30 protein-coding genes and 2 pseudogenes are annotated in these 26,707 nt (G+C 58.4%); 27 read left to right on the top strand and 5 right to left on the bottom strand.

Features of this window, described 5'->3' with window-relative positions:
- Positions 1-5: 5 nt before the first annotated feature.
- The 21 genes and pseudogenes from HMPREF1546_RS04525 (at position 6) to HMPREF1546_RS04425 (ending at position 17,822) form a co-directional block, all read left to right on the top strand.
- On the top strand, positions 6-605 hold the full coding sequence (locus HMPREF1546_RS04525) for a hypothetical protein (RefSeq protein ID WP_021747676.1): 600 nt from the start codon (positions 6-8) through the stop codon (positions 603-605).
- Positions 606-607: 2 nt separating this feature from the next.
- Positions 608-833 (top strand): annotated as a pseudogene (locus HMPREF1546_RS04520) (hypothetical protein); the annotation flags it as partial.
- 33 nt (positions 834-866) lie between these two features.
- Complete coding sequence (locus HMPREF1546_RS04515; RefSeq protein WP_036629448.1) at positions 867-1,736, top strand: NADAR family protein; 870 nt, start codon at positions 867-869, stop codon at positions 1,734-1,736.
- Positions 1,724-2,182, top strand: coding sequence for a C-GCAxxG-C-C family protein (locus HMPREF1546_RS04510; protein ID WP_301546131.1), 459 nt, complete (start codon positions 1,724-1,726; stop codon positions 2,180-2,182). The genes HMPREF1546_RS04515 and HMPREF1546_RS04510 overlap by 13 nt, the downstream gene beginning before the upstream one ends.
- A gap of 23 nt (positions 2,183-2,205) precedes the next feature.
- A complete protein-coding gene (locus HMPREF1546_RS04505) occupies positions 2,206-2,520 on the top strand; it encodes a hypothetical protein (RefSeq protein ID WP_021747672.1) in 315 nt (104 codons plus the stop codon).
- The gene (locus HMPREF1546_RS04500) at positions 2,517-2,957 is read left to right on the top strand and encodes an immunity 51 family protein (RefSeq protein WP_021747671.1); all 441 of its coding nucleotides are present in this window, start codon (positions 2,517-2,519) and stop codon (positions 2,955-2,957) included. Before HMPREF1546_RS04505 ends, HMPREF1546_RS04500 begins: the two co-directional genes overlap by 4 nt.
- Positions 2,954-3,217, top strand: coding sequence for a hypothetical protein (locus HMPREF1546_RS04495; RefSeq protein ID WP_021747670.1), 264 nt, complete (start codon positions 2,954-2,956; stop codon positions 3,215-3,217). Before HMPREF1546_RS04500 ends, HMPREF1546_RS04495 begins: the two co-directional genes overlap by 4 nt.
- Before the next feature lie 10 nt (positions 3,218-3,227).
- Entirely contained in the window at positions 3,228-3,530 is a 303-nt protein-coding gene (locus HMPREF1546_RS04490; RefSeq protein WP_021747669.1) for a hypothetical protein, read from the top strand.
- Between the two features lie 2 nt (positions 3,531-3,532).
- Positions 3,533-3,883, top strand: coding sequence for a DUF6547 family protein (locus HMPREF1546_RS04485; RefSeq protein ID WP_021747668.1), 351 nt, complete (start codon positions 3,533-3,535; stop codon positions 3,881-3,883).
- 15 nt (positions 3,884-3,898) lie between these two features.
- Positions 3,899-10,108, top strand: coding sequence for a DUF2185 domain-containing protein (locus HMPREF1546_RS04480; RefSeq protein ID WP_021747667.1), 6,210 nt, complete (start codon positions 3,899-3,901; stop codon positions 10,106-10,108).
- Between the two features lie 37 nt (positions 10,109-10,145).
- Entirely contained in the window at positions 10,146-10,895 is a 750-nt protein-coding gene (locus HMPREF1546_RS04475) for an SMI1/KNR4 family protein (protein WP_021747666.1), read from the top strand.
- 73 nt (positions 10,896-10,968) lie between these two features.
- Positions 10,969-11,319: a hypothetical protein gene (locus tag HMPREF1546_RS04470; RefSeq protein WP_036629434.1), complete on the top strand. Its 351-nt coding sequence runs from the start codon at positions 10,969-10,971 to the stop codon at positions 11,317-11,319.
- Between the two features lie 66 nt (positions 11,320-11,385).
- Positions 11,386-11,898, top strand: a complete 513-nt coding sequence (locus HMPREF1546_RS04465) for a hypothetical protein (protein ID WP_036629432.1) — start codon at positions 11,386-11,388, stop codon at positions 11,896-11,898.
- 18 nt (positions 11,899-11,916) lie between these two features.
- Complete coding sequence (locus HMPREF1546_RS04460) at positions 11,917-12,276, top strand: hypothetical protein (RefSeq protein WP_021747663.1); 360 nt, start codon at positions 11,917-11,919, stop codon at positions 12,274-12,276.
- 51 nt (positions 12,277-12,327) lie between these two features.
- On the top strand, positions 12,328-12,681 hold the full coding sequence (locus tag HMPREF1546_RS04455; protein ID WP_021747662.1) for a hypothetical protein: 354 nt from the start codon (positions 12,328-12,330) through the stop codon (positions 12,679-12,681).
- Positions 12,682-12,693: 12 nt separating this feature from the next.
- Entirely contained in the window at positions 12,694-13,353 is a 660-nt protein-coding gene (locus HMPREF1546_RS04450; RefSeq protein ID WP_021747661.1) for a DUF3885 domain-containing protein, read from the top strand.
- A 28-nt stretch (positions 13,354-13,381) separates the two neighbouring features.
- The gene (locus tag HMPREF1546_RS04445; protein WP_021747660.1) at positions 13,382-14,161 is read left to right on the top strand and encodes a hypothetical protein; all 780 of its coding nucleotides are present in this window, start codon (positions 13,382-13,384) and stop codon (positions 14,159-14,161) included.
- A gap of 11 nt (positions 14,162-14,172) precedes the next feature.
- Entirely contained in the window at positions 14,173-14,886 is a 714-nt protein-coding gene (locus tag HMPREF1546_RS04440) for a hypothetical protein (protein ID WP_021747659.1), read from the top strand.
- Positions 14,887-14,903: 17 nt separating this feature from the next.
- Entirely contained in the window at positions 14,904-15,779 is an 876-nt protein-coding gene (locus tag HMPREF1546_RS04435) for a hypothetical protein (protein WP_021747658.1), read from the top strand.
- A gap of 182 nt (positions 15,780-15,961) precedes the next feature.
- Positions 15,962-16,840 carry a DUF4261 domain-containing protein gene (locus tag HMPREF1546_RS04430; protein ID WP_021747656.1) on the top strand — a complete coding sequence of 293 codons (879 nt, stop codon included), beginning with the start codon at positions 15,962-15,964 and terminating at the stop codon, positions 16,838-16,840.
- Positions 16,841-17,084: 244 nt separating this feature from the next.
- Positions 17,085-17,822 carry a DUF5714 domain-containing protein gene (locus HMPREF1546_RS04425; protein ID WP_021747655.1) on the top strand — a complete coding sequence of 246 codons (738 nt, stop codon included), beginning with the start codon at positions 17,085-17,087 and terminating at the stop codon, positions 17,820-17,822.
- Positions 17,823-17,937: 115 nt separating this feature from the next.
- On the opposite strand, the pseudogene HMPREF1546_RS19520 reads toward HMPREF1546_RS04425, so the two are convergent.
- Positions 17,938-18,096 (bottom strand): annotated as a pseudogene (locus tag HMPREF1546_RS19520) (DUF2200 family protein); the annotation flags it as partial.
- 857 nt (positions 18,097-18,953) lie between these two features.
- Between HMPREF1546_RS19520 and HMPREF1546_RS04415 the strand changes: the two are divergent.
- Positions 18,954-20,951, top strand: a complete 1,998-nt coding sequence (locus tag HMPREF1546_RS04415; RefSeq protein ID WP_021747652.1) for a thioredoxin domain-containing protein — start codon at positions 18,954-18,956, stop codon at positions 20,949-20,951.
- Between the two features lie 237 nt (positions 20,952-21,188).
- On the opposite strand, the gene trxB is transcribed toward HMPREF1546_RS04415, so the two are convergent.
- Positions 21,189-22,118: a thioredoxin-disulfide reductase gene (gene trxB, locus HMPREF1546_RS04410; RefSeq protein ID WP_021747650.1), complete on the bottom strand. Its 930-nt coding sequence runs from the start codon at positions 22,116-22,118 to the stop codon at positions 21,189-21,191.
- Between the two features lie 13 nt (positions 22,119-22,131).
- Complete coding sequence (gene trxA, locus HMPREF1546_RS04405) at positions 22,132-22,455, bottom strand: thioredoxin (RefSeq protein WP_025543938.1); 324 nt, start codon at positions 22,453-22,455, stop codon at positions 22,132-22,134.
- Positions 22,456-22,615: 160 nt separating this feature from the next.
- Here trxA and HMPREF1546_RS04400 point away from each other — a divergent pair, with 160 nt between their 5' ends.
- Positions 22,616-23,272, top strand: coding sequence for a Crp/Fnr family transcriptional regulator (locus HMPREF1546_RS04400; RefSeq protein WP_021747648.1), 657 nt, complete (start codon positions 22,616-22,618; stop codon positions 23,270-23,272).
- A gap of 19 nt (positions 23,273-23,291) precedes the next feature.
- Here HMPREF1546_RS04400 and HMPREF1546_RS04395 read toward each other — a convergent pair whose 3' ends face one another.
- Together HMPREF1546_RS04395 and HMPREF1546_RS04390 are read right to left on the bottom strand one after the other, a co-directional pair.
- Positions 23,292-23,867 carry a hypothetical protein gene (locus HMPREF1546_RS04395; protein WP_021747647.1) on the bottom strand — a complete coding sequence of 192 codons (576 nt, stop codon included), beginning with the start codon at positions 23,865-23,867 and terminating at the stop codon, positions 23,292-23,294.
- A complete protein-coding gene (locus HMPREF1546_RS04390) occupies positions 23,864-24,073 on the bottom strand; it encodes an ATP-binding protein (RefSeq protein WP_025543941.1) in 210 nt (69 codons plus the stop codon). The genes HMPREF1546_RS04395 and HMPREF1546_RS04390 overlap by 4 nt, the downstream gene beginning before the upstream one ends.
- Before the next feature lie 258 nt (positions 24,074-24,331).
- On the opposite strand from HMPREF1546_RS04390, the gene HMPREF1546_RS04385 reads away from it, so the two are divergent.
- The 4 genes from HMPREF1546_RS04385 to HMPREF1546_RS04370 all read left to right on the top strand — a co-directional run bounded on the left by HMPREF1546_RS04385 (position 24,332) and on the right by HMPREF1546_RS04370 (position 26,399).
- Complete coding sequence (locus HMPREF1546_RS04385) at positions 24,332-24,739, top strand: SGNH/GDSL hydrolase family protein (RefSeq protein WP_021747645.1); 408 nt, start codon at positions 24,332-24,334, stop codon at positions 24,737-24,739.
- 205 nt (positions 24,740-24,944) lie between these two features.
- Positions 24,945-25,517, top strand: coding sequence for an SGNH/GDSL hydrolase family protein (locus tag HMPREF1546_RS04380; protein WP_036629443.1), 573 nt, complete (start codon positions 24,945-24,947; stop codon positions 25,515-25,517).
- Positions 25,514-25,924 carry a peptide deformylase gene (locus HMPREF1546_RS04375; RefSeq protein ID WP_021747643.1) on the top strand — a complete coding sequence of 137 codons (411 nt, stop codon included), beginning with the start codon at positions 25,514-25,516 and terminating at the stop codon, positions 25,922-25,924. The genes HMPREF1546_RS04380 and HMPREF1546_RS04375 overlap by 4 nt, the downstream gene beginning before the upstream one ends.
- Before the next feature lie 16 nt (positions 25,925-25,940).
- Complete coding sequence (locus HMPREF1546_RS04370) at positions 25,941-26,399, top strand: metallophosphoesterase family protein (RefSeq protein ID WP_021747642.1); 459 nt, start codon at positions 25,941-25,943, stop codon at positions 26,397-26,399.
- Positions 26,400-26,707 lie beyond the last annotated feature (308 nt).

Here is a 26,707-nt window from a genome sequence, read left to right as displayed (position 1 = left end):
GGCGCATGAGCCGAATTGTTGATGAACCCTACTTTACATACAGTGCATACAACGCCCTGACCTCCGGCATTCAGGTGAAATGCCCCAAGTGCCACGGCGCAGGTATGGTGACAGCGGATGATGACAACGCCTATTTCCGGTGCCTGAGCTGCGGCCATCAGGAGACCCGTGACCGGACGATCTACCGCTACGATGTCCATAACCAGTGCAAAAACTGCGGCAGATACTATCGGGTGGATATTGAAGATGGGGAAAAGCAGCACTTTTCTGTTCTCCATGTGGCCTGTCCCTATTGTGGGACAACCATGTCGGGAGAAGTTCATAAAACAGCTGAAGCATTTTCCTACACTGCTGAGATTCAGGACGGACGAGAACCTTATTTCGGCCTGGAACTGTGGTTTTTGACCTCCTTCCAGGGCAAACCGGTCTGGGCACTCAACCGGGAGCACCTTGCCTATCTGATCGACTATCTCAGCGCCGACCTGCGGGAAAAGCCGCTGGGAAGAGCGAAAAAGACTCAGGCCGATCATCTCCCCACCTTCATGAAAACCGCAAAGAATCGGGAGCGGATCGTGAAGCTGCTGAAGAAGTTACAGGAGGGATGAGGATGGAACAGAAAGTTATTTTCAACGGCCAAGTTTTTACTCTGACCCGGTTTTGGGCAACGGAAGAGCCTTGCCTGTGGATCACCGACCCACAGCAGATCGAGATGCCTAAAATGGAGCTTGTGGGGGCCCCCAGATGAATACTGCATTTTCCTGAAAAATCTGACGGAAACAGAGTTGGCACAGATCACATCCCTGGACGGCGCTCCGCTGGATGTGAGAGAAGAACTTCGACAGTTTCTAACAGGAAAGGACAACCCTATGGCACTACAAGATAAGAAAATCATGCCTCCCCCTTGGATGGCCTTCCCGGAGATCGAGCGATACTCCATTGGCTGGCACATGGGCTATGGGGAGGATTACATATACCGATTTGGCGATTGGCTGGACACCCTCTCCCCGGAGGAGCGGACGGAATACCGCGCCCTCTTTCCCGAGCCGGTAACCTGGAAGGGCTGGTGGGAGGACGAGGACAGCGGCGAAGTGCTGGTACACGGTGACTTCCTGGTGGAGGCGTGGCAGCCGGAAGGCCGGCCAAAGTACACCCGCCAGTGGCTCCAGCAGGAGTTTGCCGCCGGGCGAAAGCGGGAACTGTGCCTGTTCTGGGGCCATCAGCCTTCCCAGGACGGCCAGCTGACAAAAAGCTACCTCAGCCAGTGGTGGATGGAGGACTTCTATACGACGGCTGCCCCCTACCTCTGCATGGAGCAATACATGATGGCTGCCAAGGCCGAGCTGTTCGGCGACAAAGAAATCCGGGACCAGATTTTGAAATGCAGCGACCAAAAGCAGATCAAGGCCCTGGGCCGCAAGGTGCGGGGCTTTGAGCAGAAGGTATGGGACAAGTTCAAGTACGCCATTGTGCTACTTGGCAACTGGCACAAATTCAGCCAGAACCGCGAACTGCGGGAGTTTCTCCTTTCCACCGGGGACAGCGTGCTGGTGGAGGCCAGCCCCTACGATGCCATCTGGGGCATCCGCCTCGCGGCCAGTTCGCCGGAGGCCCAGGACCCGATGAAGTGGCGGGGACGGAACCTACTTGGCTTTGCGCTGATGGAGGTGCGGGACGAGCTGCGCAGAGTGACACAGAATGAAATGCTTTGCGATTGGAGTATGGTATGGCAACAATGAAACTCTATGAACTGGTCAACCACTACCACATCGGCACGGAACTGACCTGCGCCGAGGCCGTGTTCATGGCCTGCAATGAGTATTACCATCTGAATTTGTCCGAGGAGACCCGGAAGATGTTCTCTGTCATGGGCCTGGGCATGCAGACCGAGCAGTCCTGCTGCGGTGCTTTCACTGTGGCGGTGGGGATCATTGGGCTGATGACCGCCAAAGAGGGCCAGACCGATGTGAGCAACATGGAGGGCTACCAAATGATTGCTGACTTGACAGACTTCACGCTGGGCGTCTATGGAACGCTCCACTGTGTCGAGCTGCAAAAGCTGGAGATCGTGGGGGGTGAGAATCCCTGCCACACCATTGTGGAGGCGTTGGCCAAAAAGCTGGAGGAGCTGCTGGCGGGCCGCAGGATCTTCCGCCCGGTAAATGCGGGACAGATTGGTTCCTGATATGCTGGAAAGGGGGGGAGTCCATGTCTAAACTATCCCAGGAAGAAGTACAATCACTTCGTAGCAGGATCTGCCACGGAGAGCAGGGACTAATTTCCACTCTGACGCCGGAGCAATTCCTTGCCCTGCTGTCTTACGACTATGATACCGGCTTCGCGGCCGGCAAAGCCTCCGCGCAGAAGGAGATTCTCTGTATGCTGGCGGCGGACGGGATGCCCCCGGAGAAAATTGCCCTACTGCTGCGGATGGAGGCGGAGACGGTGCGGGAGATTCTGGCCGCCAAGCGGGCCCACATTGAGAAATGCAGAAAAAAGCTGGAACAGGAGGTGAAGCCGTGAAGGACCTTTTTCAATACGGAAATCGGCGGGAGGAGGAATGGGAGATCCTGCCCTGGATCCCCGACCCGCGCCCGCCCTTCAAGATCTGGGTCAAACCGGATCAGATCGCGCCCTTTTTTCTCATTCCCCACCACCCTTATGCGATCTCCCTCCTGCTGAAGATCAGCGACGGGTTCCAGGTGGAGGAATTCTGCCGGCTGGGACGGACTGGCAGCAGCAAAGACTGGGAGCGGCTGGTCCGGGGCGTGATCCGGGAGTTCGAGAAAAACAACAGCGGCAGGGATCTGTTTCACTTCGACTCCGACGAGGATGTGTTCTGCGTGTACTCCCAATACATCGACGATTTGATGATGCTGGCCAAACTGATCCGGGCGGCCTGTGCCGATGAAAAAACGATGGGGATGTATCTGAACATGAGCGAGGCAGAGAAAACATGAAAGAGTTGACCACTCAAACAGGAATCATAGTAAAATGCAGGAAAACGGCCATTGAATTTTTCCAAAATGCTCAGTCAGCGGATTCCTTTTCTGCGCTGAAGATTCCAAAGGAATTCCAAGGTATAGCGGTTGAGTTTTATGATTTGATTCTGGAAAACGATCATCTCGCGGCCTTGCTGGGCTGTCGCGGCAATGATGATATTGCAATACAGATAGATGAGGTAACCGGCACCATGACGGGGTGGCATTGGTTCAAATGAGGACAATGGAATGATCGAGTACATCAAGCTCTTTTGGGAGAGCGCACCAGAGGGAGAACCACCGGTCATCCTCTATGAAGTGGATACCGAAAATGAGCGGCTGGTCCTCCGCTCCATCGACATCTTTGCAGATGGACGCACCCGCAATATCCTTGACCTTTATGAAGGCGCTATCGAGATCACGCCGATCCCAACCGTGGAGGAATTGAACGCCCATATCTGGGGCGAGGAGTTCCGCGCCTGCGCCATAGAGAAAGCGGAATTTGAGGCCATCTGGGAGAGCCAATTTTATTGCTTGGGAATGGAGGATTGAACATGAGTAAGGAACTGGAACTATATCAAGCATTTATTGACGGCCTTGTGGAGCGGAAAGACAGCATAACGGCCCGGTGGGTCAAGGGCGATGGTTTTCCCAAGACAGAGGACAACAAGGCGAAAAACGAGCTTCTCGCCACACTGACCCCGGAGCAGAAAGGTGTACTGGCCGAGATGCTCCAGGACGAGCATATCGCGGGTATCCACGATACCCTGGCATATATCAATGAGATGATGGATCTGGATGGGCTGGAGCTTCGTCAGGACGGGGAATCCATTCCCAACGATTACTTTGAGAGCCTGCACTATGACTTCATCAGCCGGTGTGACGGCGATGAGTGGCCGGAATAACAGGAGGCGTGACAAATGTATATCAAAAAATACTGGGGCAACTTTATCGGAGGTTCCGATGACAGCCTGAACCTTGTGGCCTTTTTAGAAGACCAGAAGAAAGAGGAGATGCCCCTCAGCGAGATCTTCGCTAAGATCGGGCTGGACAAGCAGAACTGGAACTTCCGCCAGACTGTGGGGTATCTGGAATTCACCCACTCCAATGGCGTGGAGATGGACTTCCACTTCGCCATGGATGTGGTCACCGATCTGGCCGCCATCCTGCTGGAGTGCAGCGTCAGCGGCGGCGTGGACCTCCACGACCTGGACGAGTATAACACCCCCCACCGCCGTATCCGCATCACCGCCACGCCAGAGGAGCATGACGCAATGAACAAGGCCCTGGCGGATTTTGCCCAAAATCCTCTGTCCTATGATCTCCACGAAATGATGGATGACGAGGAGATCCGGGAGATGGCTCGGGATATAGAGGCGCTGCGGAAGGAGCTGTATGAGGCCGCCGGTCGCAACCGGGACTACTATGTAAAGGCAGAGGACATGCAGAATCTGCTCCCAGACTGGGAGGAAGCCAATGGCTGCATCGCCACGAGCCGCATTACGGTGGAGGGCTGCAAGGTTGGCTACTGCTACCGGGAGGAGCCGGACGGCGACTGGGACAGCGGCTGGCGCTTTACCGCCGGTGATGAGAGCGACGAGTACATGGACGACCCCAACAACGCCGGGATCTACGGCCTCAACTCCATCTGCAACGACGATCCCGACATTATTCCCCTGCTACATACGCCCGCCCCCTGCGCCTTTGAGCGGGATGAGAATGGCGTGTTCCAGCAGATCAAAGACTGGAAAACGGATGAGGACGAGGAGGACCCAGATATGGACATTTTAAGGCAGTGCCAGAAGTGGAATGAAAAGAGCGAGTACCAGAAGATCATTGACGCGCTGGAGACCATTCCAGCCCAGGAGCGCACCCCGGAGATGGACAGCGAGCTGGCCCGGGCCTACAACAATCTGGGGGCACCTTCCAACCGTGCGCTGCTCAAAAAGGCCATCGCTCTCTTGAGCCCCCATGGGGAATACTTCGAGGGAGACCACTGCTGGAACTTCCGCATGGGTTACTCTTACTTTTATCTGGATCAGGAGGGCCGGGCTCTGCGATACTTTGAAAAGGCATTGGAGGCTCGCCCTGGTGACGAGGACACCATAGAGCTGATCGACTGGTGCAAGAAGAGCATTTCTCTGCCTCAGTTTTCACAGTGCTTCCGGGAGCGGACAGTGGACTGGTGGGAAACCTTTGCCGAAATGGAAGCCCAGCTGCGCCAGATGATGGACGACGACAAGGATCACACCCGCGGCGCGGAGATCGTGGCCCAAATGGAAGATACTTTGAACCTGGTCTTTGACGAGATTTCCTTCGAGATGGGCTTCAATGGCGAAAAGCATGAGCTGATCCTCACCCCGGAGGGCGACGAGGTCAAGCTGTTTGAGCTGGTCTACTTCCGGAAGCACGCCCCCAAGGAGGTGCTGGAGCACTGGAACATCCTGGTGGGCCGCCAGCCCAGCCAAAACATCGGCCTGCGGACCGACGACGGCTGGGATATCTCCGGGGAAGATGTGCAGATCTGGCTGGAGGAACAGGGCGAAAACAGCTTCGCCATCTCCGCCTACTGCGAAAAGCTGCTGCCCATGCTCCGGGAGGAGGAAGGCCGGGTCTGGTGGATGCTCACCACCCTCACCGACCAGGTGCTGGGCGAGATCCCCCACATGAGATACATAGACAGCTTCGATGTGCTGGAGGAGCCCAAGGCAGAGCCGTCCATTCTTATGTCCCAGCTTCCTGACGCGTTGAAGGAGCGGGGCTTGGAACTTTCCACCGATCCGGAAGCCTATCTGGAGAGCTACCTTGGCTACAAAATGGAACCCAACAAGGACCCGGACGCCGACTGGCGGCTGGATGTGATGGCTGGCTCCACCAACTGTGTGCCGCTCATCAACGGCTATCTGAATGCCGACAATGACTTTATGGACGAGCTCCATGCCGACGGCGCAGCGGCGGGCTTCTTCTGCTATCCCCTGGATACCCTGCGGGAGGAGGAAGGAACGGAGAAGATTTTTGACTTCCGGAACAAACTGGAAGAAGTGTTCACCACCGGGGACGGCCCGGAGGTGGTCACCCTCACCGGCGGAGCCACCGGACTCTACTGCGGCTATGTGGACTTCATCGCCTGGGACATCCGGGCGGCACTCCAGATGGCAAAGGAATTCTTCAAGGACAGCGACATCCCCTGGGCCAGCTTCCATACCTTCCGCCGTGAAGCGGGCACTGTGAGTCTGAAAAATCCGCCCGATGAGGAGCCGGACGGTGAGGCGCAGGCCGCCGAGTTGGACGAGACGCCGACGGGCATGGACTATATCCCTTATACCCCGCAGAATGCAGAGGCATTCTTCGCACAGATCCAGCAGTGGAACGACGAGGACGAGTACACCCGCTGTATTCAGGCATTGAATGCCATCCCGGAGGACTGGCGGAACTACCGCACCGCCTACGCCCTGGCCCGGGCGCTGGAGAACTACGCAATTCTGGGCGACCACAATGAGGGAACCCCCAGCTACAAGGGGGACAAGGCTCTGCTTCGAGCCATCGAGGTGCTGGAGTCCGTCCGGGAGGAAGGCCGGGACAAGGCGGAGTGGAATATGCGGATGGCCTACGGATATCAGTATCTCCACGGTCAGGAGGAAGAGGCCATCCCCTATGCCCGGCGGTGGGCGGAGCTGGACCCGGAGGACGAGGACGCTCCGGTGGTGATCCGGGAGTGCAAGGCGGAGATCCGGAAACGCCGGAGCAGCCGGAATAAGAAGGACAAATTCGTGCCGGGTGATACCCCCTTTGAGGGCTTCGACCTCACCAATTTCTGGGACGACAGTATGTATGCGCTGAAAGAGTACGTCAGTGATCCGCCTTCCGATGAGCTGATCGCCAGCGTGGAGGAGGAACTGGGCTACAAACTTCCCGCCTCCTACATCTGGCTGATGAAGCAGCACAACGGCGGCATTCCGGTGAACACCTGCTATCCCTGCGATGAGCCCACCTGCTGGGCAGAGGACCATGTGGCCATCACCGGTATGTTCGGCATCGGACGGGAAAAAAGCTGCTCCCTCTGCGGAAAGCTGGGCAGCCAGTTCATGATCGACGAGTGGGCGTATCCTGCCATCGGCGTGGCCATCTGTGACTGTCCCAGCGCCGGACATGATATGATCTTTCTGGACTACCGGGCTTGCGGCCCCCAGGGAGAGCCTGCGGTAGTCCATGTGGATCAGGAAAACGACTACAAGATCACCCATCTGGCAGACAGCTTTGAGGAATTTGTCCGTGGACTGGAGCATGAAGCCCTCTACGATCCGGATGAAAATGAGGGCGATTTCGAGGAGGATGATGCTGACGGGGAGGAAACCGACCGCACAGGCGTCTTCACCGGCTTTGTTCTCCTGTCCAAGGGAGAATGGGACAAGGACCAGTTCATCCGGGACATGAAGGAAAAATGGGACATCTCTGTGGAGGAGTACGACGCCAGTGAGGAGAAGGATGACGATGCGCTGGTGTTCGAGGTGGGTGATATGCTCGCTGCTGTCAGTCTGGCAACCTATCCCATCCCCGACGGCGAAGCGGAAATAAACGCAGAGAACAACTACATGTGGGAGGATGCCGTCCAAGTCGCACGGGAGCACCGCGCCCATATCATGGTGGCGGTGCTGGGCAAGGAGAAAAAGGTTCTGGAGAAGGGCAAGCTCTTCGCCAAGCTGGCGGCTGCCTGCTGCCGCCAACAATACGCCACCGGTATCTACACCAGCGGCGTGGTGTTTGAGCCCCGCTTCTACGAGGGCTTTGCTGATATGATGAAAGAGGACGAACTGCCCATCTTCAACTGGATCTGGTTCGGCCTGTACCGGAGCGGGGGCGGCTTGAACGGCTATACCTACGGCATGGATGTGTTCGGCAAGGAGGAGATGGAGGTGCTGAACGCTGACGCCGAGCCGGAGAAGCTGCGGGACTTTTTGGCAAGCCTTGCCTCCTATGTGCTGGCGTGTGATGTTACGCTGAAGGATGGGGAGACTATCGGCTTTTCTGCGGACGATAAGCATGCCATCATCCGTAGTCCCGGTGTCTCTCTGCCGGAGGAGCAGATGACGCTGAAAATCTCCTGGGAATCCGGCGGGGATGGACCGGACGGAGGCGGTGAAGACCCGAATGGCGGCGGGGATAACTGCCCGGACGAGGAATGCTTTCAAGACGAGAAATCCAGTGAACCGGAGGTCTACACCGAGGAGGAGATGGAAGCCGTCGAGGGGCACATCCAGCAGTATTTCGGCCCGTTCGAGAATGTGTTCCATGAGCTGGTCTCCCCGGACATCCATGTGGACATCTGCGTGATACCGCCCTCCCGGGAGCGGGACTACTACACGCTGGTCACTATGGGCATGGGCGCCCACCGGATGAATGTTCCGGAGGAACTGGCGGAATACAAGCTGGAGCGGGCGGAGCTGGCCATTGCACTGCCTGCGGATTGGAAGCTGGATCAGGAGTCCATGAAAGATGAGCGGTGGTACTGGCCCATCCGCCTGCTGAAGTCCCTGGCCCGTCTGCCCATCAACTGTGACAGCTGGTTGGGTCATGGTCATACAGTGGAGAACCGGGAACCCTTTGCGGAAAACACGAAACTGTGCACTGCGACCCTGATCGATCCCCAGGGTACGGAGGACGGCAGTGAGGTCTGCACTCTGCCGGGCGGCGAGGAGGTCAACTTCTATCAGGTCATTCCTCTTTATGCGGATGAATTGGACTATAAACTGGAACATGACGCTGACGCTCTGCTGAACAGGATGAGGGGGATCAGTTTTGTCGTAAATCCCACCCGTCAGGATGCTGTCACTCGTGGCACCCTTTCCAATGATGATTTTGACGGTGAGATGGATGACGCTTCCTATCACCTTGAGAGCATTGAGGAAAAGGAACTGCCTATTGACCCCATCAATGCCTATAACCACATGGCCATCTACCTGCGCTGGTGCATAGAACACGACCTGATGGGCGAGGACTTCTTAAAAGAATACAGCGAAGTGGCCAAACAGGTCAAAGTTGATCCTGCCAGTGTGGATCTGCGGGAGTTTATCCGGGATGAGCTGGACGGCTGTCTGTTCTCTGTGCTGTTCAATCAGCAAGGCCGTGCCTTTGCAGGCTATTACTACGGAGAGGGCGACAGCCCCTACTATCCTGCCGATGTTGACGATAACGCACTCCGTTTCTTCGGCCCGGAGCGGTATCACTCCGAGGAGTTCCGGGACGAAGCCTACCTGTTCATTCCCTTTGACGAGGATTATTATCAGGCTATGGCAAAGGTGATCGGGGAACGCTTTGAAAACTGGCAGGGACAGGACTTTGACGAAGACACGCTGGAGCCCTCCGAGGTGGCGGATGCTTTGATGGAGTATCTGGACTGCGAGTGCACCTATTTCCCATCCATGGCAGATGATGACCCCATCATGTCGGCGTACAGCTATGCCAAACGGGAAAGTGTCAAAGAGGGATTTGTACCGGTGCTCATCAAGGCGGATGACGAAACACTGCTGGAGTGTCTGGTGATGAACGCTGACCCGGAGCATGACGCGGACTGCTACGAATTTGACCTCAAAGCGGTAACGGAGTACCGGAAGAAGATGCTCTCCGCCCCCATCAAGGACAGCAAGGCGGTTCTGGAGGAACTGATCGGCCAGCGCAAAGCAGAGGCCGAAGATGACGATATGGACTGGGAGGAGGAGATTCTGGGCGAGATGGCTGGCGGCTATGACAATGACCGTTTCTCCTGCTACTGGGATTCGGACAGCCACATGACCCACCCCCTCGTTTTGGCCAGGATCCCGGTGAAAAAACCCTGGGAGATCTTCGCCTACCTGCCCTTCGGCAACTGGAATGAGTGCCCCAACACGCCGGAACTGATGGCAGTGGCAAAATACTGGTTTGAGCAGTACGGCGCCATCCCTGCCGCCATGAGCCACGATGAGATGGAGTTTGAACTTCCGGTTCCTGTCCCCAAGGAAAGAGCTGTGGAGTTGGCTGTGGAGCAATATGGCTTCTGCCCGGACATCGTGGATCAGGAGCAGGATGATCCCACCGTGGGCAATCTGGCGGATGTCCTGCGGCAGTCCACTGTCTGGTACTTCTGGTGGGATTGACGGGATTCCTGCACCCTTTGAAACGGAGAATTGACCTATGAATAGTGAAGTATTGGCAATAAAACTCCTGGACCTGGCCGAGGGACGGGAAACTCCCGAAAGCTGGCGGAGCTGGTGGGACGAGCATGAGCCGGAGCTGGAAAACCTGCTGAGCCGAGGCGAATTTTTGAAACTGAAACCTTGCCGGCATGACTTCCGATGGGTCCCGGTGCTGACCAGCCAAAAGGGAGCCATCGCCATTCTGGAAAAGAGCGGCACAGCATTTGAGGTCAGCAATCTCTACCAGGAGCGGTATCTGGCGGAGCTGGACGCTTTCTGCAAGGAGCAGGAGCGAGTACAGCGGAAAAAGCAAAAGGAATTCAAGGCCAACAATCCTGAGCTGTTTTGCCGTTACCCCAAGTTCTCCAAGGCGCTGGCAAAGGCGCTGGAGCCATCTGACGAGATCCAGCCTGCCGCCACGGAGGAGCAGATCGCAAGTCAAGAAAGCGTGCTGGACTTCACGCTCCCGGCCCAGGTGCGAGAGTTCTTCCTGCTGACCGCTGGCATCCAGGTATCCACAGGCGTGATCCTTTCACTTTCCGGGATGTTTGATCTAACCATCCATGGAGAGCGGTATTGTGTGCTGGGCGAGTTCTGGAAAGAAGCGGATGGCGACCAGCTCCTGCTCCGCCCCGGAGAGGAAACCATCTGGTACTACGCCCATGAGCAGGACAAGGTCAAGCGACTCTGCAATGATATGACAGAACTGCTGGAGAAGAAATTGGCGAGGTATCTCAATGAGCAATGAAAATATCGCCTATAAAAAGAAAATAGCGCGGCGGTTGATGGCTGAACTGTAAATCAGCGAAGGAAGAATGAAAATGACATTAGAAGAAATGTTCCGTGATCTCTATGATAAATATGGTAACGATTTTAACTGGTATATGATCCCCTTCGCACAGGCGGACGGGGCATTTGTTGCAGAACTAAACAAAGAAATAGGACAAGACCACTTCTTATACGGCAAAAAAATCTTGGCGGTTGCGAAGTGTGAATCCAATGATGATGTGTTATATGTTCTCAGAAACGGAACAGGAAGAGACATCTACTATCTGTTCCATTTAACTTACTCAGCACATAATGCGGACGGATTTCCCCAGTATGAGGAGTTTGCAGATCTATTTGCAGTAAAAGAATTTATAGAACGATCATATATCGAGGATTATATGTAATTTTCAAATTTCAATTTATTGGGAATCCACCTTACCCGCAGTGGCATCAGAAAGGAGGCGGTACCTGTGTCAACTTGGAGCGGAATCCGAAACAAGCTGGAGAATGACTACCTGTGCCCGACGCTCCGTGGGCACATCCAGTATTTTGCCGCCAGCTACTGGGAAAGCCATGACCAAACAGGCCGGGCAGCCATTCGACTGGACGGCGTGGAGGTGCTGCGAAGTAACTACTATGCCTATGAACAGAACTACTGGAACAGATATCAGGCCCTGCGGCGGGAGGGCATCGGCCAGGACGATCGAACGGCCCCTTTTCGGCTGGCCCATGAAGGGACACTGAACGATGGCTGTTTTGACAACGGTTTTTTCTATGAGGCATTTCATGAATTTGACAACCAGAGCATTGAGAAAAGCCTTGTCAGCAAGAATCCCCTTGTCCGCATCCTCGCCCTTCTGGACCGCAGGCTGGGAAAGCGCCGCCTGCTGGCTTTGGAGGAATCCATGGAGCAGGAACTGGACTGGGTACGGGCTTTCTATGTGATCCGGATGCAGGCCGAAGGGCTGATGGAGAAAGAATAACATTCAGGAGGAACTGCCATGTCACAGATCGCATCCTTTTATCTGCTCAAAGACGGTCAGCGGCAGGAGCTGTCCAACGGTGACTGCTCCGGCGCGGTCTACATGGCCATCTGGGACTGGTGTGAGAGCGAGCTGGATCTGGATGTCCGATTTCCCGCTCCCCAGACGGAGAACACTCTGGACTGCGCTCTGCTGGAGGGAGAGCTGGCGTCTGAACTGCTGGCAACTCTGCGGGAGCAGAGCCTCCCGGAGCTGGCCGCCGAAATTGCCGCAGACTGGGAGCTGCCCACCGAGGCGGTGCAAAGCGGACTTGAAACGCTGCGCTCCCATCTGGAGCTGGTGCAGAGCGACGCTGCCCTGCTGTATGAGATGACTTGACGGGACTATGCCCATGCCAAGGATGCAGGTTAAGAAACGGAGAGAAATACTATGGTGAGAGATGGACTTGTGTTCAAAGATGAGAATGGTCAGGTCATCTTCAACCAGTATAGCTTCTGCGAACTGGTGAAGCACCTGCTGGTGGAGCTGGTGGGGATCTCCTATGAGGAAGCCTCTCAGACAGTGGAACGCTCACCGCTGGCAGAGCCAGTGGCCGATGCCGTGGGAGTGGCGATATTCAGCCATGACCGGCCTTATTACTGGGCCATGTTTTTCTGCTATGGGAACGGTTATTGGTGGGAAAAGGGTATTCCAGCGCAGCCAGAGGATATGGATGCCTATGAAGCTTTGGAAAAGAAAATTATGGAGAAATACCACTTAAAGGAGCCCTTTGAGTGGAAATAGTGGAGGTGTGCAATGCTGGCGGAGGATTTTGACACCATCTTACATAATCTTGGTATGGCGTGGCTGGAACATCCGCTGTTCCATCATGCCCCGGTCGCCATCCGGTTTGAAATCGGCGGAGATGAACCAGTCTATGTGGAATGCACCTATTTGGACGAGAACACCGAGAAACCAACTCCAAACCCCGCCTATGTTCAAGGCGCACTGGAGCGGGCGATTATGATCTACCGGAACCTTCCAGCGCCGCCGGGTATTCTGCGGATTGACGGGTATCCCGAAGAAAAACCTGTCGAGTCCCTGCTGAAGGCCATCCAGCAGAGGGCCGCACTTCCTGCCCCGCATGAGCAGGTCACAGCGACCATGATGGACGAGGACGGGGATACATATGCACAAGTACAGTTTTACTGGGATCTCAGCAAAATCAGCTTTCAACCGGAGCGGCTTCTCCAGGAGATCATTCTGGGAGACATCGGCGGCTGGAACGGCTTTGTGTCCAGCGTCTATCTGACCGGGCCGGGGCCATTCCTCTACCATCTGTACGATGACCGTGGGTTGGATATACTGGGCGGCTCACGGGAGCTGCTACTGCCGCTCTATCATCAATTCAATGACTGGATCTTGGAATACAATCTGGAGAAGATTGACCGACTGTTCGCTCCGGCAAAAGAATGACCGTACAGACAAAAAAGGAGGCATCATAATGGGACTTGATATCTACGCCGGAACATTGACCCGGTACTATTCTCACAACTGGAAAACCGTTGTTCAGCAGTGGGCGGAGGAAAACGGATACGCCTTCAACCGCATCACCCCGGACGGGGAACCCGCTGACAACGAGGAGGAACTGTCCCCGGCCGAGGTCCAGGCGGCGGTGGAGAACTGGCGGGATCAGATTCTGAACGCCATTTCTCAGCCGGGCCAGCCCCCCTACGCTCCCTGGCCGGAGAATAACGAGAGCCCCTACTACACCGACAAGCCGGATTGGGATGCCTTCGGCGCCATGCTGCTGGCGGCCGCCTGCCATACATACGAGGAACCGGTGCCTCCCACTGTGGAGAAGGACTGGAACTTCGGGGAGCATCCCCTGGTCGCCCGCCTTGCGGCGGACCAGGAGCGGGTATGGTCCCTGTTCCGTGGGGCTACCTGGTGGCTGCCTCTGCCGGACGCCTTCTTCTTCCAAGCACCTCTGCCTACCGACGACACCGCCGCCATCGGCACGGTGGGCGGACTGCGGAAGGAGCTGGAGAAGCTGAACCAGCTGGCGTGGCAGGCCGATGAGGATACCATCCTTGATTGGGCAGACACGGAGGGATACCCGGCAGACGGAACCGTAGGCCCGGATGGACAGTACAGCAAGGCGGACATCCCGGAGCATACCCAGTATGATACCCAGTCCCTTGCCAAGTTCGCCTTCTCCATGTTCTGGCGGGCCATGCGGTTTGCCGAGGAACAGCAGGTGCCCATTTTACTGGATTATTAAGGAGGAGCTTTATGGGATACGATGTCAGTTTTCACCCGATTTCGCCGGAAGAAATGCGGGAATGGTATTTTACCCCGCTTTCCTGGGTACAGCAGGGGCAGGAGGAAAAGGTGCTGGCCCTTGCCGCACAGCACGGAATGGAGGACTTCTATGCGGAAAAATATCTGGATACTCTGCGGGTCGGTGCGGGGGCAGAGCCGGATGAATTGTTTGATAAGAGCCACGGCTTTTATATTGCGGTGATCCAGGGCTTTTTCCGGGATTACTATTACACCAGAGGCAGTGCCTTTTCTTTCCTGGTGGAAGAAAAGCCGGAATATGCCCGGTATTTCACCCCATGGGCACAGGTGACACCAACAGCTTTTCCAAATCCGGCAGAAAATCAGATCATTGAAAACTACTGTTCCGGCGTGTACCTGTCTCCAAAGCAGGTTACACAGCTTCTCCGGGATCTGGAGCAGGACCCAAAGGTGCTGGAGGATTTGGAGGGACTTTGGAGTAACGGACAGCTTGCCGTGCTGAAAAAGGCTCTCACTGCCGCGGCGGAACTGGGTGTCGGTCTGCTGGAAGCTACCGAGGTGGTGGAGCCTAACCCTATCCGCCCTAATGAGAGTACAAGCTACTCAAACCTGTACCACTGTGATCGGGATGGGGTGTATCTCTACATAGATACTGTCAGTACTCAATTAGCGGATGTGATTGGAAAAAGTGAGGAACAAGCATAAGCGGTTGGGAGAATTTTATGGAACAAAAACGCCCGGCAGATATATTTCAGGAGCTTCTGGACTACCTGTGGAACGGGCTGGGGCTGGAGGAAAAGGGCTGGAAGCGTCTGAAAAAGGGCGCCTTCAAAAAGAGAACGAAAAACGGCCTGACATACCTGATCTGGTTTGAACGGAGCCGCTACAACTACATAGACTACGAAATCGGCCATGGAAATGTGGAGGTGGGATTCAGCTGCTTCATTAAGCAGGGGGATGACTTTCTCTACTCTTTCAAAATAGAACCGATAACAGGCGGTTCGTTCTTCCGGATGCTGACAGAGGACCTGCGGTTGGATACCGGGTTGCTGGACACTTTTCTGCCCTTAATCAAAGCCCGCTACCTTGACTTTATCGACCGCTTTGAGGAGGACCCGGCAGAGGCGTTACAGCCGGTCTGCGCCCCCTTTACCCAGCCGGAGGATTACAGTTGGCGTATTCATGTGGAGGAGCAGGCGGTGGAAAGATACGGAACACCAGAGCAGCTGGCGGAGTACCGCCGTCAGGCGGAATTGCGTGGAACGCCGGAAAGCAAGGTGCGCCGGTGGATGGGGATGCAAATCTTCTATTTCTCCCATGCTGGCGATGTGGACCATGCTTGGGCCGCCAGCCGCTCCGTGGAGGAATTGGACGTGGTCGTGGGAAACCATGTCCAGGCCAAGAAGCAGTATGACACTTGGACGGAGGAGGACGAAGCGGGCTATCAGATCTACCTTCAGGAGCAGGACATGGAAAAGCGGACTTATCGGGCTTGGTATCTAATCGCCAATCCCCGAAAGCTGCCCAAGGAAATCGTTAATCAGGAACTGGCGTTTCGGTTCAAGCTGTTCCCTGACAAAATGGATAAAAAGAAATGAATGGTATTATTATTCTGGTTTGTGGTCTGCTGCTTCTCTTGGCCATAAAACTGCTGATAGAGCGCAACTTCATCGGATTGGTTCTATTTAGTGTGGCTCTTTTTTTGATTTTTGGAGTAACCCCGCATACAAAGTAGCGATCGCCCGTTGTTACATGGTCTGCTGCTATAAGGAGGACAAAAATGAGCAATCAAGTGTTCCAGCAAAACCTGGATGACAAAAAAGGGCCCCAGCCCGGCGGCCCCTATCTCATTCAAATGCTGTTCAAAGAGCCGGTAGACATGCCGGACAAGGATGAGATGACCGCTGGGATGAAAAAGCACATCGGCGCGGTAGAGTGTTTCTGCCGTGATAAAAAGATGGCAGGCTTTGCTGCCCTGGATCATATCGCGGAATTTCAGGACGGCAAATGCCCGGTGCAGCTGATGGTGATGGGATGTGAGAAATTCAAGGGCAAGGGCTTCGATGCGTTCCTTATGAGCCAGATGTGGGACTGCCGGGAGGACCGAGAGCGAATCTTTCGGGAGTGCCGGTATCAGGTCGTGGCCACTGATATGCTGGCGGCGGCGCTTCCGGCCCTGGAGAGGGCCAACCTGGACGCCGACTTCGTGGAGGCCCTGGCAGAGCTGTACCCCACCTGTGAGGCGTTCTATTTCCAGAACTGCGGCAAGCTCTTGCTGGCGGAAGATGTGCGTTCCCACCAGATCGAGGGCTCGGACCGCTTCATCCGATTTGGTGTCAATGTCCGCTTCTTCAACATTGAGGGCACCGAGGATATGCTCATCGACACAGTGGGCATGAACACCCTGTTCCTGCCGGACCTCCAGTACCACTTCCATAGCATGGATCCCAACTGGGTAGTGAACCACGCCTATAATGCGGCGTCGTACATACTGGAGCATGATAACCCCATTGGGGATGGGGAAACGATTGACGGCATAGAGAATGGCCGGATGAGCCGGGAGATTCAGTGGAAGTGCCAGTACGAGGATGCCCTGATCCAGCCGCCCAGGGGAGTGGTGGACATCCATATGGGCGACTATGCTTCCGGAAAACGCTGAACGGATAGAATGACTGCATGTACAGCCGGAGAAAATGTTTGCTCCCCTTAAGCGGATTTTACATTCAGCGGGTTATCTTGGCTATTGTATGATAGAAAATAACAGGAGAGAGTACACAGCTGATGTGTGGATGAACGCATCGGGGGGAGCCGATTTATGAGAAAGAACATTTCCCCACAGCATATTGTGGGGGGCGTCGGGACTGCGCAGCCGCGTGACTTCCTGCGCTGCGGATAAGGGAGGAGTGATCGATTTGCATCCAGAAGAATGCCTGATCTGCAAGGCACCGCTGGAATATCTGGTCCGGGACGAGGACATGGAGTGCGCCATCTGCCATAAAAAGGAATCCAGCAAGACCCGGTGCGTCAACGGCCATTATGTTTGCAATGACTGCCATACCCAGGGCATGGACACCATCTTCGGCCTGTGCCTGGCGGAGACTTCCGCCGACCCCGCCGCTATCCTCCGCCGGATGATGGACCTGTCCTTCTGCCATATGCACGGGCCAGAGCACCATGTGATGGTGGGAGCGGCGCTGCTCACCGCCTATAAAAATGCCGGGGGCAAGTTGGACCTGGAGAGCGCTCTCCGGGAGATGTACAGCCGGGGCAAAGCTGTCCCCGGCGGGGCCTGCGGCTTCTGGGGCGCCTGCGGGGCGGGGATCAGCGCGGGGCAGTTCCTGGCCATCGCCACGGCATCCACGCCCCTGGCCCGGGAGCCCTGGGGATTGAGCAACCAGATGACCGCCCGGGCCCTGGATAGCATCGGCAAGGTGGGTGGCCCCCGGTGCTGCAAACGGGATTCCTGGCTGGCCGTCCAGGCCGCCGTGGACTTTGTCCGGGAGCACCTGGGGGTGGAGATGCAGCACAGCGTGCCCGTCTGCTCTTACAGTGCCCGAAACAGCCAGTGCATCGGAAAACGCTGCCCCTTCTCGGCGGCAAAGCAAAGGGCTCTCGAGGCGAAAACAGCCCCGAGTTTCTGAAAGGCCAGAAGCTCCGGGACATACTTGTTTTTCCGGAGAATCTGCTCCATAGGGGTCCCTTGGGCAGCTCGTCCACCAGCTTGCCCAGATACCGGATATCCCGTATCAGCAGGTCCCATACCCGGACACCGCAGACCTTGTCGGTGATGAGGGCACGGTCAGGATTCATGGCGGGGGCACGTTGAAAAAAGTGAGCGCAGGTGACGCTGGACCGCTCCAGCCGGGCGAGGTCCGCCAGCGTGTACCCGGTGAGACAGGCAGTTACCTGGTCCACCTCCGCCCGGGTGCGGCCCTTTTTCACTTATGATGGATACAAGATCAGCCTGGGCAAGGAGGGCAGGAAATGAACCTGAAGGGGGCCCTCGTTTCCGGAACAGGCTGCAGGTCCTGACGGAAGAGCGGCCGCCCGGGGCGCCGCTGCTTGAGGCGAGGGGTGATAATCCCTCCTGAAATGCACAGACTATTTCTGCTCTTTGGATGTGAAGGGGCGGGTGGATTGGAGACCTTAGCAGATTATCTGGCGCAGGCGAAAGCGCCGCAGCGCCGCGTCCGTATGGCGGAGGTGCTGTGGAGTGGGCGGAACGGACGTTTTCCGGCCTGGAGCCCAGGGTTGCATGGAACCAGCCCGTGTTCACAGATCATGGGACGTTCATCATCGGGATCAGCGTCTCCGCCGGGCATCTGGCCGTTTCTCCGGGGCGGGCTTGGAGGGATTTTCCCGGGAAATCGCCCGGGGCGGCTATGCCGGGGCAAAATGCTGTTCCGCATCCCGTGGGAGAGGGACGTGGATTACACGCTGCTGCGCCGGATGATCGCCTTCAACCGCACCGAAAAGGCCCACTGCAAGACTTTTTGGCGGGGGAAGGCATGACGACCTGGATACCTTGGCGGGCCAGGGCGCTACTTGCCGGAATCTACCTGCCCGGTCCGACACCAGGGGCGCGCTTTGCCCGGCCGCTCCCGCCGGATCTGGCCCGCTGAGGCGGAAGTCCGCGGAACAAACTGCGGCCCCCGGCCCGTGCCGGATGGGGAAAACGCCTTGTATAAGCAGGGGGCAAGCGCGGCACTGGACGGAAAACCTGCGGAACCATGCGGGCGGCAGTGCGCCGCCCGGTCAAAGGAGGACGACCCATGCCCAACCGGCTGCAATTTGAACAATCCCCGTATCTGCTCCAGCACCGGGAAAATCCCGTGGACTGGCGGCCCTGGGGGAGCGAGGCATTCCAGACCGCACGGGAGGAGGACAAGCCGGTGTTCCTCAGCATCGGCTACTCCACCTGCCACTGGTGCCACGTCATGGCCCATGAGTCCTTTGAGGACGAGACGGTGGCGGAGGCGATCAACCGGGATTTTATCCCGATCAAAGTCGACCGGGAGGAGCGCCCGGATGTGGACGCGGTCTATATGGCCGCCTGCGTGGCTATGACAGGCTCCGGCGGATGGCCGCTGACGGTGCTGCTCACGCCGGAGCAGAAGCCCTTCTGGGCGGGGACGTACCTCCCCAGACAGGCGCTGCTGTCCCTGCTGCAGCAGGCGGCGCGCCTGTGGCGGGAAGATAGGGGCAGTCTGCTGACCGCCGGAGAGGCGCTGACCGACCGGCTCAGGGAAGCGGAGGGCGCAGGCACCGGCTTTCCAGACCGGGCACTGGCAGGCATGGCGGCGGGCCTTTACGCCCGGAGTTTTGACACCCGCTGGGGCGGCTTCGGGCACGCGCCAAAATTCCCCACGCCTCATAATCTGATCTTCCTGCTCCGGTACGCCCGGCGCACAGGGGAGGCCCAGGCCGGGGCCATGGCGGAGCAGACGCTGGAGAGCATGTACCGAGGCGGCCTGTTCGACCATGTGGGCGGCGGCTTTGCCCGGTACTCTACCGATGAAATGTGGCTGGTGCCCCACTTTGAAAAGATGCTCTATGACAACGCCCTGCTGGCACTGGCCTATACGGAGGCCTATCAGCAGACCCGGCGCCCGCTCTATGGGGAGATCGTCCGCCGCACGCTGGATTACGTCCTGCGGGAGCTGCGTGATTTTCAGGGCGGATTCTACTGCGGACAGGACGCGGACAGCGAGGGCGAGGAGGGGAAATACTATGTATTCACCGCAGGCGAGCTGAGAGACCTGCTGGGACCGGAGGACGCAGAGGCGTTCTGCGGCTGGTACGGCGTCACCGAGACGGGGAACTTTGCGGGGAAAAATATCCTCAACCTAATCGGCCGGGAACAGGTCCAGCGGGAGCCGGTGCGCATCAGGCCCCTGCGGGAGAGGGTGTATGCCTACCGCTTGGAACGGACCTGCCTCCACAGGGACGACAAGGTGCTTGCCGCATGGAATGGACTGATGATTGCGGCCCTGGCCCGGGCGGGACTGGCCCTGGATGAGCCCCGCTATCGGGACGCCGCCGTGGGAGCCGCGGCATTTTTGAAGCGGAGCCTCACAGAGGAAAACGGTCGTCTGCTGGCCAGATGGCGGGCGGGGCAGGCGGCCCACCCCGGAAAGCTGGATGATTACGCCTTCTGCGCCTGGGGCTTGCTGGAACTCTACGGCGTGACCTTCCGGACCGCCTATCTGGCGGAGGCCGGGGACCTGACGGCACGGCTGCTGGAGCAGTTTTTTGACGGGAAAAACGGCGGTTTTTACCCCTACGCGGCGGATGGGGAACAGCTCATCACCCGGACAAAGGAGACCTATGACGGGGCCATGCCGTCGGGCAATGCGGCAGCGGCGCTGGTTCTCTCCCGCCTGGCCCGCCTCACCGGGGAGGCCCGCTGGCGGACCGCCGCCGATCTGCAGCTGGGCTATCTGGCTGGGGCCACCCGGACCTATCCCGCCGGACACGGTTTTGCCATGCTGGTGTTTCTGGAGGAGCTGTGGCCCTCGGCGGAGCTGGTCTGCGCGGCCCGGACCATGCCGGAGGAGTTGGCGGCTTTTCTGCGGGAGGCCTCCAGGCCCGAACTGACGGTGCTGGTGAAAACGCCGGAGACGGCAAAGCCGCTGGAGGAGCTTGCCCCCTTCACGGAGGCCTATCCGATTCCGGAGACAGGCGTCCGGTACTATCTATGCCGGAACGGCGCCTGTGCCCGGCCGGTGGACAGTATTTCAGAAGTCAGACGGCTGCTGGAACAGAACTGAGGATCCTGCCCAAAGGGCTCCGCCGGACCGCGCGGTTTGCCGCATGACGGGTTCCTTTTCCGTGGCCTGCCGCTCTGCAAAACAAGGATACAAAAACTGCCCGGAGGAATCTGTTCCATCAGATACTCCGGGCAGCTGTGTTCTTTTCAGGCCGCCTGCATCCCGGATGCCTGCATTTTGAACGGGATGGGCATATATGCGGGAGGACTTCAGCCGTTCTCTGCCGCATTTCTTCGATCAGGCGCCGCCTGCCAGATATTCTTCCGCCATGTGGACCGCCATGGCCCCATCGGCCACGGCCGTCACTACCTGGCGCAGCGGCTTCGTCCGTACATCGCCCACGGCATAGACGCCGGGGAGATTGGTCCTTGTGGTTTCGTCCGCCGTCACATAGCCGCCGGCATCCAGCTCCAGCTGGCCTTTCACCAGCTCCGTGGCCGGCTTTCTGCCGACGCTGATGAAGAGCCCGTCGCAGGGAAGGACGGATTCCGCCCCGGTCTGCACATCCCGCAGCCGGATGCCGGTCAGCTTCTCTTCGTGCAGCAGCTCCGTAACAGTGCTGTTCCAGCGGAATTCCACGTTCTCTGCCTGTATCAGTGGCTCGTGGTAGATCTTCGTGGCCCGCAGCTGGTCCCTGCGGTGCACCAGGACCACCCTTTCGGCGATACGGCTCAAAAGCAGGGCGTCGCCGGCGGCGGAATTCCCGCCGCCCACCACGGCGACCGTTTTGCCCTTGTAACGCATCCCGTCGCAGGCGGCACAGTAGGCCACACCCCGGCCCACCAGGGCCTCCTCGCCTGCAAGGCCCAGCTCCCTGGGATTGGCTCCGGTGGCAAGGATTACCGTCCTGGCATAAAAGGTCCCCTCGCTGGTCTTCAGCGCCTTGGGGGCAGCGGTCAGCTCCATGCGCTCCACCTGTGCGTACGCTGTCTGCGCACCGAACCGCTCTGCCTGCCGCTGCATCTTCTCCGCCAGGGTGAAGCCGTCGATCCCGTCCTCATAGCCGGGATAGTTGTCGATCTCCTCCGTCAGGGCCATCTGCCCGCCTGCCGAGAGTTTCTCCAGCACCAGTGTATCCAGCCCGGCCCTGGCTGCATAGAGCGCCGCCGTATAGCCGCCCGGCCCGCCGCCCACCACGATCATGTCGTAGACACGAGTTTCGCCCATGGATTCCGCCTCCTTACTTCGCCATAGCCTCCTGGATGAACTGGTCGATGGCCGCTTTGGACCCGGGGTTGACGATAGAATCCACGGCTTTCCCGTCCCGATACAGGACCAGCGTAGGAATGACCTCGATCTGCGCCGCCTCGGCCAGCGCGGCCTCCTCGTCGATGTTTACCTTCGCCACGGTGAGACGGTCGCCGTATTCGTCCGCGATCTTCTCATACGCGGGCCCGATCCGGCGGCAGTAGCCGCACCAGGGAGCCCAGAAATCCACCAGGATGGGCTTGCCGCCCTCTGCCATCTGCTGGAATTGTTCCTTGTTTAGATTGATAGCCGCCATGCTGGTCAGCTCCTTTCCTTGGTTTGGTCCTAGTATAACCGAAAGTCCGCGATTTTTCTGTGACGACATCACCCAAAACACGGGATTTTCCGAAAAGCGGGCCGGTTGACAGCAAAGCTCCTGTCAACTATACTGAGAACACGATGAGGAGGGACACGGAATGACCTTTCAGGACTATTTTCCCATCTGGAACAAGCTCCAAACAGACCAGCAGGACCGGATCCGCAGCAATCTGAATTTCCGAACCGTGAAGAAGGGGACGATCCTGCACAACGGGGACATGGACTGCACCGGACTCCTCCTGGTGAAGGCGGGGCAGCTCCGGGCCTATATCCTCTCTGACGAGGGGCGGGAGATCACCATTTACCGCCTGTTCGACCGGGATCTGTGCCTGTTCTCTGCGTCCTGCATCATGCGCTCCATCCAGTTTGAGGTCACCATCCAGGCGGAGAAGGACACGGACCTCTGGGTCATTCCCGCGGAGGTCTACCAGGACATCATGGAGACGTCGGCGCCTGTGGCCAACTACACCAACGAGCTGATGGCCAGCCGGTTCTCCGAGGTCATGTGGCTGATGGAGCAGGTCATGTGGAAGAGCCTGGACAAGCGGGTGGCGGCCTTTCTGCTGGAGGAGGCTTCCATCGAGGGGAGCAGCGTGCTGAAGATCACCCATGAGGCCATTGCCAATCACCTGGGCACCCACCGGGAGGTGATTACCAGGATGCTGCGCTATTTTCAGAGCGAGGGCATGGTGCGGCTCTCCCGGGGCATGGTCCGGCTCCTTGATGAGGACAGGCTGCGGCAGCTGCAGGATTGAGCGGCGTGATACGGCACGGTCATGTGCGGCTGCTCTTTGCTTTGCAGATCAGCTGTGTTATGGTGCCCATGGGGCAGTAGACACACCAGCTGCGGGGCTTGAACAGCACCATGGTGATTAGCCCCAAGACTGTGGATGTGAGCATGACGCCGTAGAAGCCGAAGGCGAACTGCGCCACGCCGGGATGGAAAAGGGTGCCGTGGTAGGCCCAGTTCCAGGGCAGCTTGAAGGTCCACAGCAGGGTGACCGCCTGCCCCAGATCCCGCACACCGGCGAACACCAAATAGGTGTTCCACAGCATCAGAAAGAACATGGCGAAGAAAAAGGCGAGAAATCCGTATCGGAACGCCTTGCTTTTCATCCATTTGGGGATGTCTTTCCTGCGGGACAGCCCGAAGCGCCCGCCCAGCAGCCCAAACAGCTGGCCCCGGCCGCAGTAGCGGTTGCAGTAGCTCTTGGTCCCGCTGACCACGGAGATGATGAGGGGGATGAAGAAGCACAGCAGGCCCAGCCAGGCAAACAGAATGTTGAAAAATCCCAGCAGGAGGTACAGGAGCGAAGCGATCCACAGATAGTCGTACCAGTGCTTCTTCATGCCTCTACCTCCCGGATTTTGATGACGCTGGCCGGACACTCCCTGGCGCACTTGCCGCAGCCCACGCATTTGTCCTGCCGGACCTGGGCCATAACGCCCCGCACGATCTCAATGGCCTGCAGGGGACAGACCTTCACACAGCAGCCGCAGGCCACACAGGCTGACGGGTCCACCACGGCTCTGCGCCGCTTTTTCACGGAATTCATAGCATGCCTCCCTAAATTGAGTGGGTTCATCATACCGCATATCTATGAATTGCACCGTGATGAAATCACAAATGCCGCAGGCAGAATAGCACCGCACGCACCGGCCTAAACGGGATGCGGGGAAGGTGAGCGCACGTCCGGGGCTTGTGCCTTGGAGGGACAGCTGTGAGGAAGATCATCTGTTTCGCCGATTCCAGCACCTGGGGCTACGATCCCCGGTCCCGGCTGGGCGGGCGCTGTGCCCCGGGCAGCTGATGGGTGGACATCCTGGCGGCCGAAACCGGATGGGTGTTGGGCAACTGGGGCGCCAACGGCCGGGAGCTCCCCGACGCGGCACCTGACATTCCGGCGGACACCGACCTGCTGATCGTGATGCTGGGTACCAATGACCTTTTGCAGGGCCGCAGGCCCAAGGCCACGGCGGAGCGGATGGAGCGATTCCTGACCGGCCTGGAGCTGGCACGGGGGAAGATCCCTCTGTTCGCGTTGCCGTCCGGGTCCCTGGGGGAATGGGTGCCGGGCCAAATGCTCATTGCCGCTTCCCGGACCTTCGCCGGGTGCTGCCGGACCCTTGCCGGGCGGTGGAACGTCTCCCCGGCCTATGACGGTGTGCCACTTCGCGGAGCAGGGGCACAGGGCCCTTGCCGCCGGGATTTCGCCCCATGAAACGCATCATTCCCCGGCACCGTGCGCCTGCTGGAGGGAACCATCAATGGGAGAACCGGTGCCGCCCAGAGCGGGCCGCTGCGGCTCCGGCGGGATATGGGGATATCAGCAAATCCGGCAGGGGGCTTATGGAGCGCTGCCCCGAGCATTGACGGCGGGAGCCTTTCGCGCAGACGCGCACGGAAACGAGACAAGGAGGAGCACCATGCGGATTCTGATGCTGGGCAACAGCCTCACCTCTGCCCAAGATATGCCGGACATTCTGGCGGAACTGACCGGGGCGGAAGTGGTCTGCCATACCCGGGGCGGGGCCCGGCTGTCCGAGCATCTGAACCCGAACACCCGGCTGGGCGCCCGAACGCAGGCGGCGCTTGCAAAGGAGCAGTGGGACTATGTGGTGCTGCAGGAAATGAGCCACGGCCCCATCACCGCTCCCGGGAGCTTTTTCGCCAGCGTGGAGCGGCTCTGCCGGCAGATCCGGGAGAACGGGGCCATCCCGGTGCTCTATGCCACCTGGGCCTATCAGAAGGGTGGGGCCCGGCTGTCGGCCAAGGGATGGGACTATGGCGGGATGGCCCGGAACCTGTCCGCGGCGTACCGCAGGGCGGCGGAGGAAAACCGCGCCCTGCTTGCCGACGTGGGGCGGCGGTTTTACCAGCTGCCCGGCACGCAGGACCTCTACGCCGCCGATGGCGTCCACCCCAGCGGGCAGGGGGCCCGCATTGCGGCGGAGACCATAGCGGCGGCGATTCAACGACACAAGGAGGACCCATCATGATTCGGGACATCTGCAAAGACCAGGCCTTCCTGGCCCAAAAGGCCGAGCCCGCCGCTCCGGAGGATCTGCCGGTGGCGGCGGACCTGCTGGAGACGCTGGAATTCCACAGGGACGGCTGCGTAGGTATGGCGGCCAACATGATCGGCGTGAACAAGCGCATCATCGCCTTCGACAACCAGGGCGGCTATATGGTCATGTTCAATCCGGAGATCGTGAAAAGGGCCGGCCCCTATGAGGCGGAGGAGGGGTGCCTGTCCCTCTCCGGCACCCGCAGAGCCCGGCGGTGGGAGTCCATCAAGGTCCGCTGGCAGAACGAAAAATTCCAGGAGCGGATCAAGACCTTCACCGGCTGGACGGCCCAGATTATCCAGCACGAGATCGACCACTGCGAGGGCATTATCATCTGAGGGGGAGGGGAAACCTATGAAACTTGCCATTCTCTCCGACACCCACGGCCTGCTGCGGCCGGAGGTCACGGAGCATCTAAAGACCGCCGACGCCATCCTCCATGGCGGAGATATCAACAGGCAGAGCATCGTGGATGAGCTGCGGCAGTATGCGCCGCTGTACATCGTCCGGGGCAACAACGACAAGGACTGGGCGGAGGCCATCCCGCACGATCTCACCGTTACCCTGGGCGGCGTGACCTTTTTCATGGTCCACAACAGAAAGGAGGTCCCGGCGGACCTGGCCGGTGTGGACGCGGTGGTGTTCGGCCACTCCCACAAGTACGTGCAGGAGGAGAAAGGCGGCGTCCTCTGGCTCAACCCGGGCTCCTGCGGCCCTCGGCGGTTCCATCAGGAGATCACCATGATGACGGCGGAGGCGGAGGATGGGAAGATCCGGGTGGAGAAGGTCATCATCCCCCACGGGACGGCGTGAGAACGGCGGGAAGACTGCTTCTCACCGGCGGTTCCGCCGTCTGCGGAGGCGGGGCGGCGCACCCCGGGCGGGGGAGGGGACAGGGCATTGACAACCGCCTGGCACAGGCAGTTCTGCCCTGAGATGGGGGCCGGCTTTGGCGGCGCACCGGGGATGCGGCGGCTCAAACAGACTCCGCCGGGCCGGAGTTCCGGAGCGTGCCGCTGCGGCGGCCCGCTTGCTGAAAGCCGGGGAACCGGCAGTGTATTCGAATTCTTGCAGACCTCACAGCTGCACACAAGCCGGCGCGGCCTGAAATCACTTGATTT

This window comes from Oscillibacter sp. KLE 1745, assembly GCF_000469445.2.
GTDB lineage: Bacteria > Bacillota > Clostridia > Oscillospirales > Oscillospiraceae > Oscillibacter > Oscillibacter welbionis.
This window is presented reverse-complemented; position numbering and strand designations above follow the sequence as displayed.

Bases quoted from the DNA above. Each gene is read 5' to 3' on its own strand.
- HMPREF1546_RS04430 (WP_021747656.1), top strand. From the start codon at position 15,962: ATGAGCAATCAAGTGTTCCAGCAAAACCTGGATGACAAAAAAGGGCCC.
- HMPREF1546_RS04415 (WP_021747652.1), top strand. From the start codon at position 18,954: ATGCCCAACCGGCTGCAATTTGAACAATCCCCGTATCTGCTCCAGCAC.
- HMPREF1546_RS04380 (WP_036629443.1), top strand. From the start codon at position 24,945: ATGCGGATTCTGATGCTGGGCAACAGCCTCACCTCTGCCCAAGATATG.
- HMPREF1546_RS04450 (WP_021747661.1), top strand. From the start codon at position 12,694: ATGCTGGCGGAGGATTTTGACACCATCTTACATAATCTTGGTATGGCG.
- HMPREF1546_RS04475 (WP_021747666.1), top strand. From the start codon at position 10,146: ATGAATAGTGAAGTATTGGCAATAAAACTCCTGGACCTGGCCGAGGGA.
- HMPREF1546_RS04435 (WP_021747658.1), top strand. From the start codon at position 14,904: ATGGAACAAAAACGCCCGGCAGATATATTTCAGGAGCTTCTGGACTAC.
- trxA (WP_025543938.1), bottom strand. From the start codon at position 22,455: ATGGCGGCTATCAATCTAAACAAGGAACAATTCCAGCAGATGGCAGAG.
- HMPREF1546_RS04455 (WP_021747662.1), top strand. From the start codon at position 12,328: ATGGTGAGAGATGGACTTGTGTTCAAAGATGAGAATGGTCAGGTCATC.
- HMPREF1546_RS04495 (WP_021747670.1), top strand. From the start codon at position 2,954: ATGAAAGAGTTGACCACTCAAACAGGAATCATAGTAAAATGCAGGAAA.
- HMPREF1546_RS04440 (WP_021747659.1), top strand. From the start codon at position 14,173: ATGGGATACGATGTCAGTTTTCACCCGATTTCGCCGGAAGAAATGCGG.
- HMPREF1546_RS04470 (WP_036629434.1), top strand. From the start codon at position 10,969: ATGACATTAGAAGAAATGTTCCGTGATCTCTATGATAAATATGGTAAC.
- HMPREF1546_RS04510 (WP_301546131.1), top strand. From the start codon at position 1,724: ATGGCAACAATGAAACTCTATGAACTGGTCAACCACTACCACATCGGC.
- HMPREF1546_RS04390 (WP_025543941.1), bottom strand. From the start codon at position 24,073: ATGAATTCCGTGAAAAAGCGGCGCAGAGCCGTGGTGGACCCGTCAGCC.
- HMPREF1546_RS04375 (WP_021747643.1), top strand. From the start codon at position 25,514: ATGATTCGGGACATCTGCAAAGACCAGGCCTTCCTGGCCCAAAAGGCC.
- trxB (WP_021747650.1), bottom strand. From the start codon at position 22,118: ATGGGCGAAACTCGTGTCTACGACATGATCGTGGTGGGCGGCGGGCCG.
- HMPREF1546_RS04490 (WP_021747669.1), top strand. From the start codon at position 3,228: ATGATCGAGTACATCAAGCTCTTTTGGGAGAGCGCACCAGAGGGAGAA.
- HMPREF1546_RS04480 (WP_021747667.1), top strand. From the start codon at position 3,899: ATGTATATCAAAAAATACTGGGGCAACTTTATCGGAGGTTCCGATGAC.
- HMPREF1546_RS04515 (WP_036629448.1), top strand. From the start codon at position 867: ATGGCACTACAAGATAAGAAAATCATGCCTCCCCCTTGGATGGCCTTC.
- HMPREF1546_RS04400 (WP_021747648.1), top strand. From the start codon at position 22,616: ATGACCTTTCAGGACTATTTTCCCATCTGGAACAAGCTCCAAACAGAC.
- HMPREF1546_RS04485 (WP_021747668.1), top strand. From the start codon at position 3,533: ATGAGTAAGGAACTGGAACTATATCAAGCATTTATTGACGGCCTTGTG.
- HMPREF1546_RS04445 (WP_021747660.1), top strand. From the start codon at position 13,382: ATGGGACTTGATATCTACGCCGGAACATTGACCCGGTACTATTCTCAC.
- HMPREF1546_RS04525 (WP_021747676.1), top strand. From the start codon at position 6: ATGAGCCGAATTGTTGATGAACCCTACTTTACATACAGTGCATACAAC.
- HMPREF1546_RS04505 (WP_021747672.1), top strand. From the start codon at position 2,206: ATGTCTAAACTATCCCAGGAAGAAGTACAATCACTTCGTAGCAGGATC.
- HMPREF1546_RS04460 (WP_021747663.1), top strand. From the start codon at position 11,917: ATGTCACAGATCGCATCCTTTTATCTGCTCAAAGACGGTCAGCGGCAG.
- HMPREF1546_RS04370 (WP_021747642.1), top strand. From the start codon at position 25,941: ATGAAACTTGCCATTCTCTCCGACACCCACGGCCTGCTGCGGCCGGAG.
- HMPREF1546_RS04395 (WP_021747647.1), bottom strand. From the start codon at position 23,867: ATGAAGAAGCACTGGTACGACTATCTGTGGATCGCTTCGCTCCTGTAC.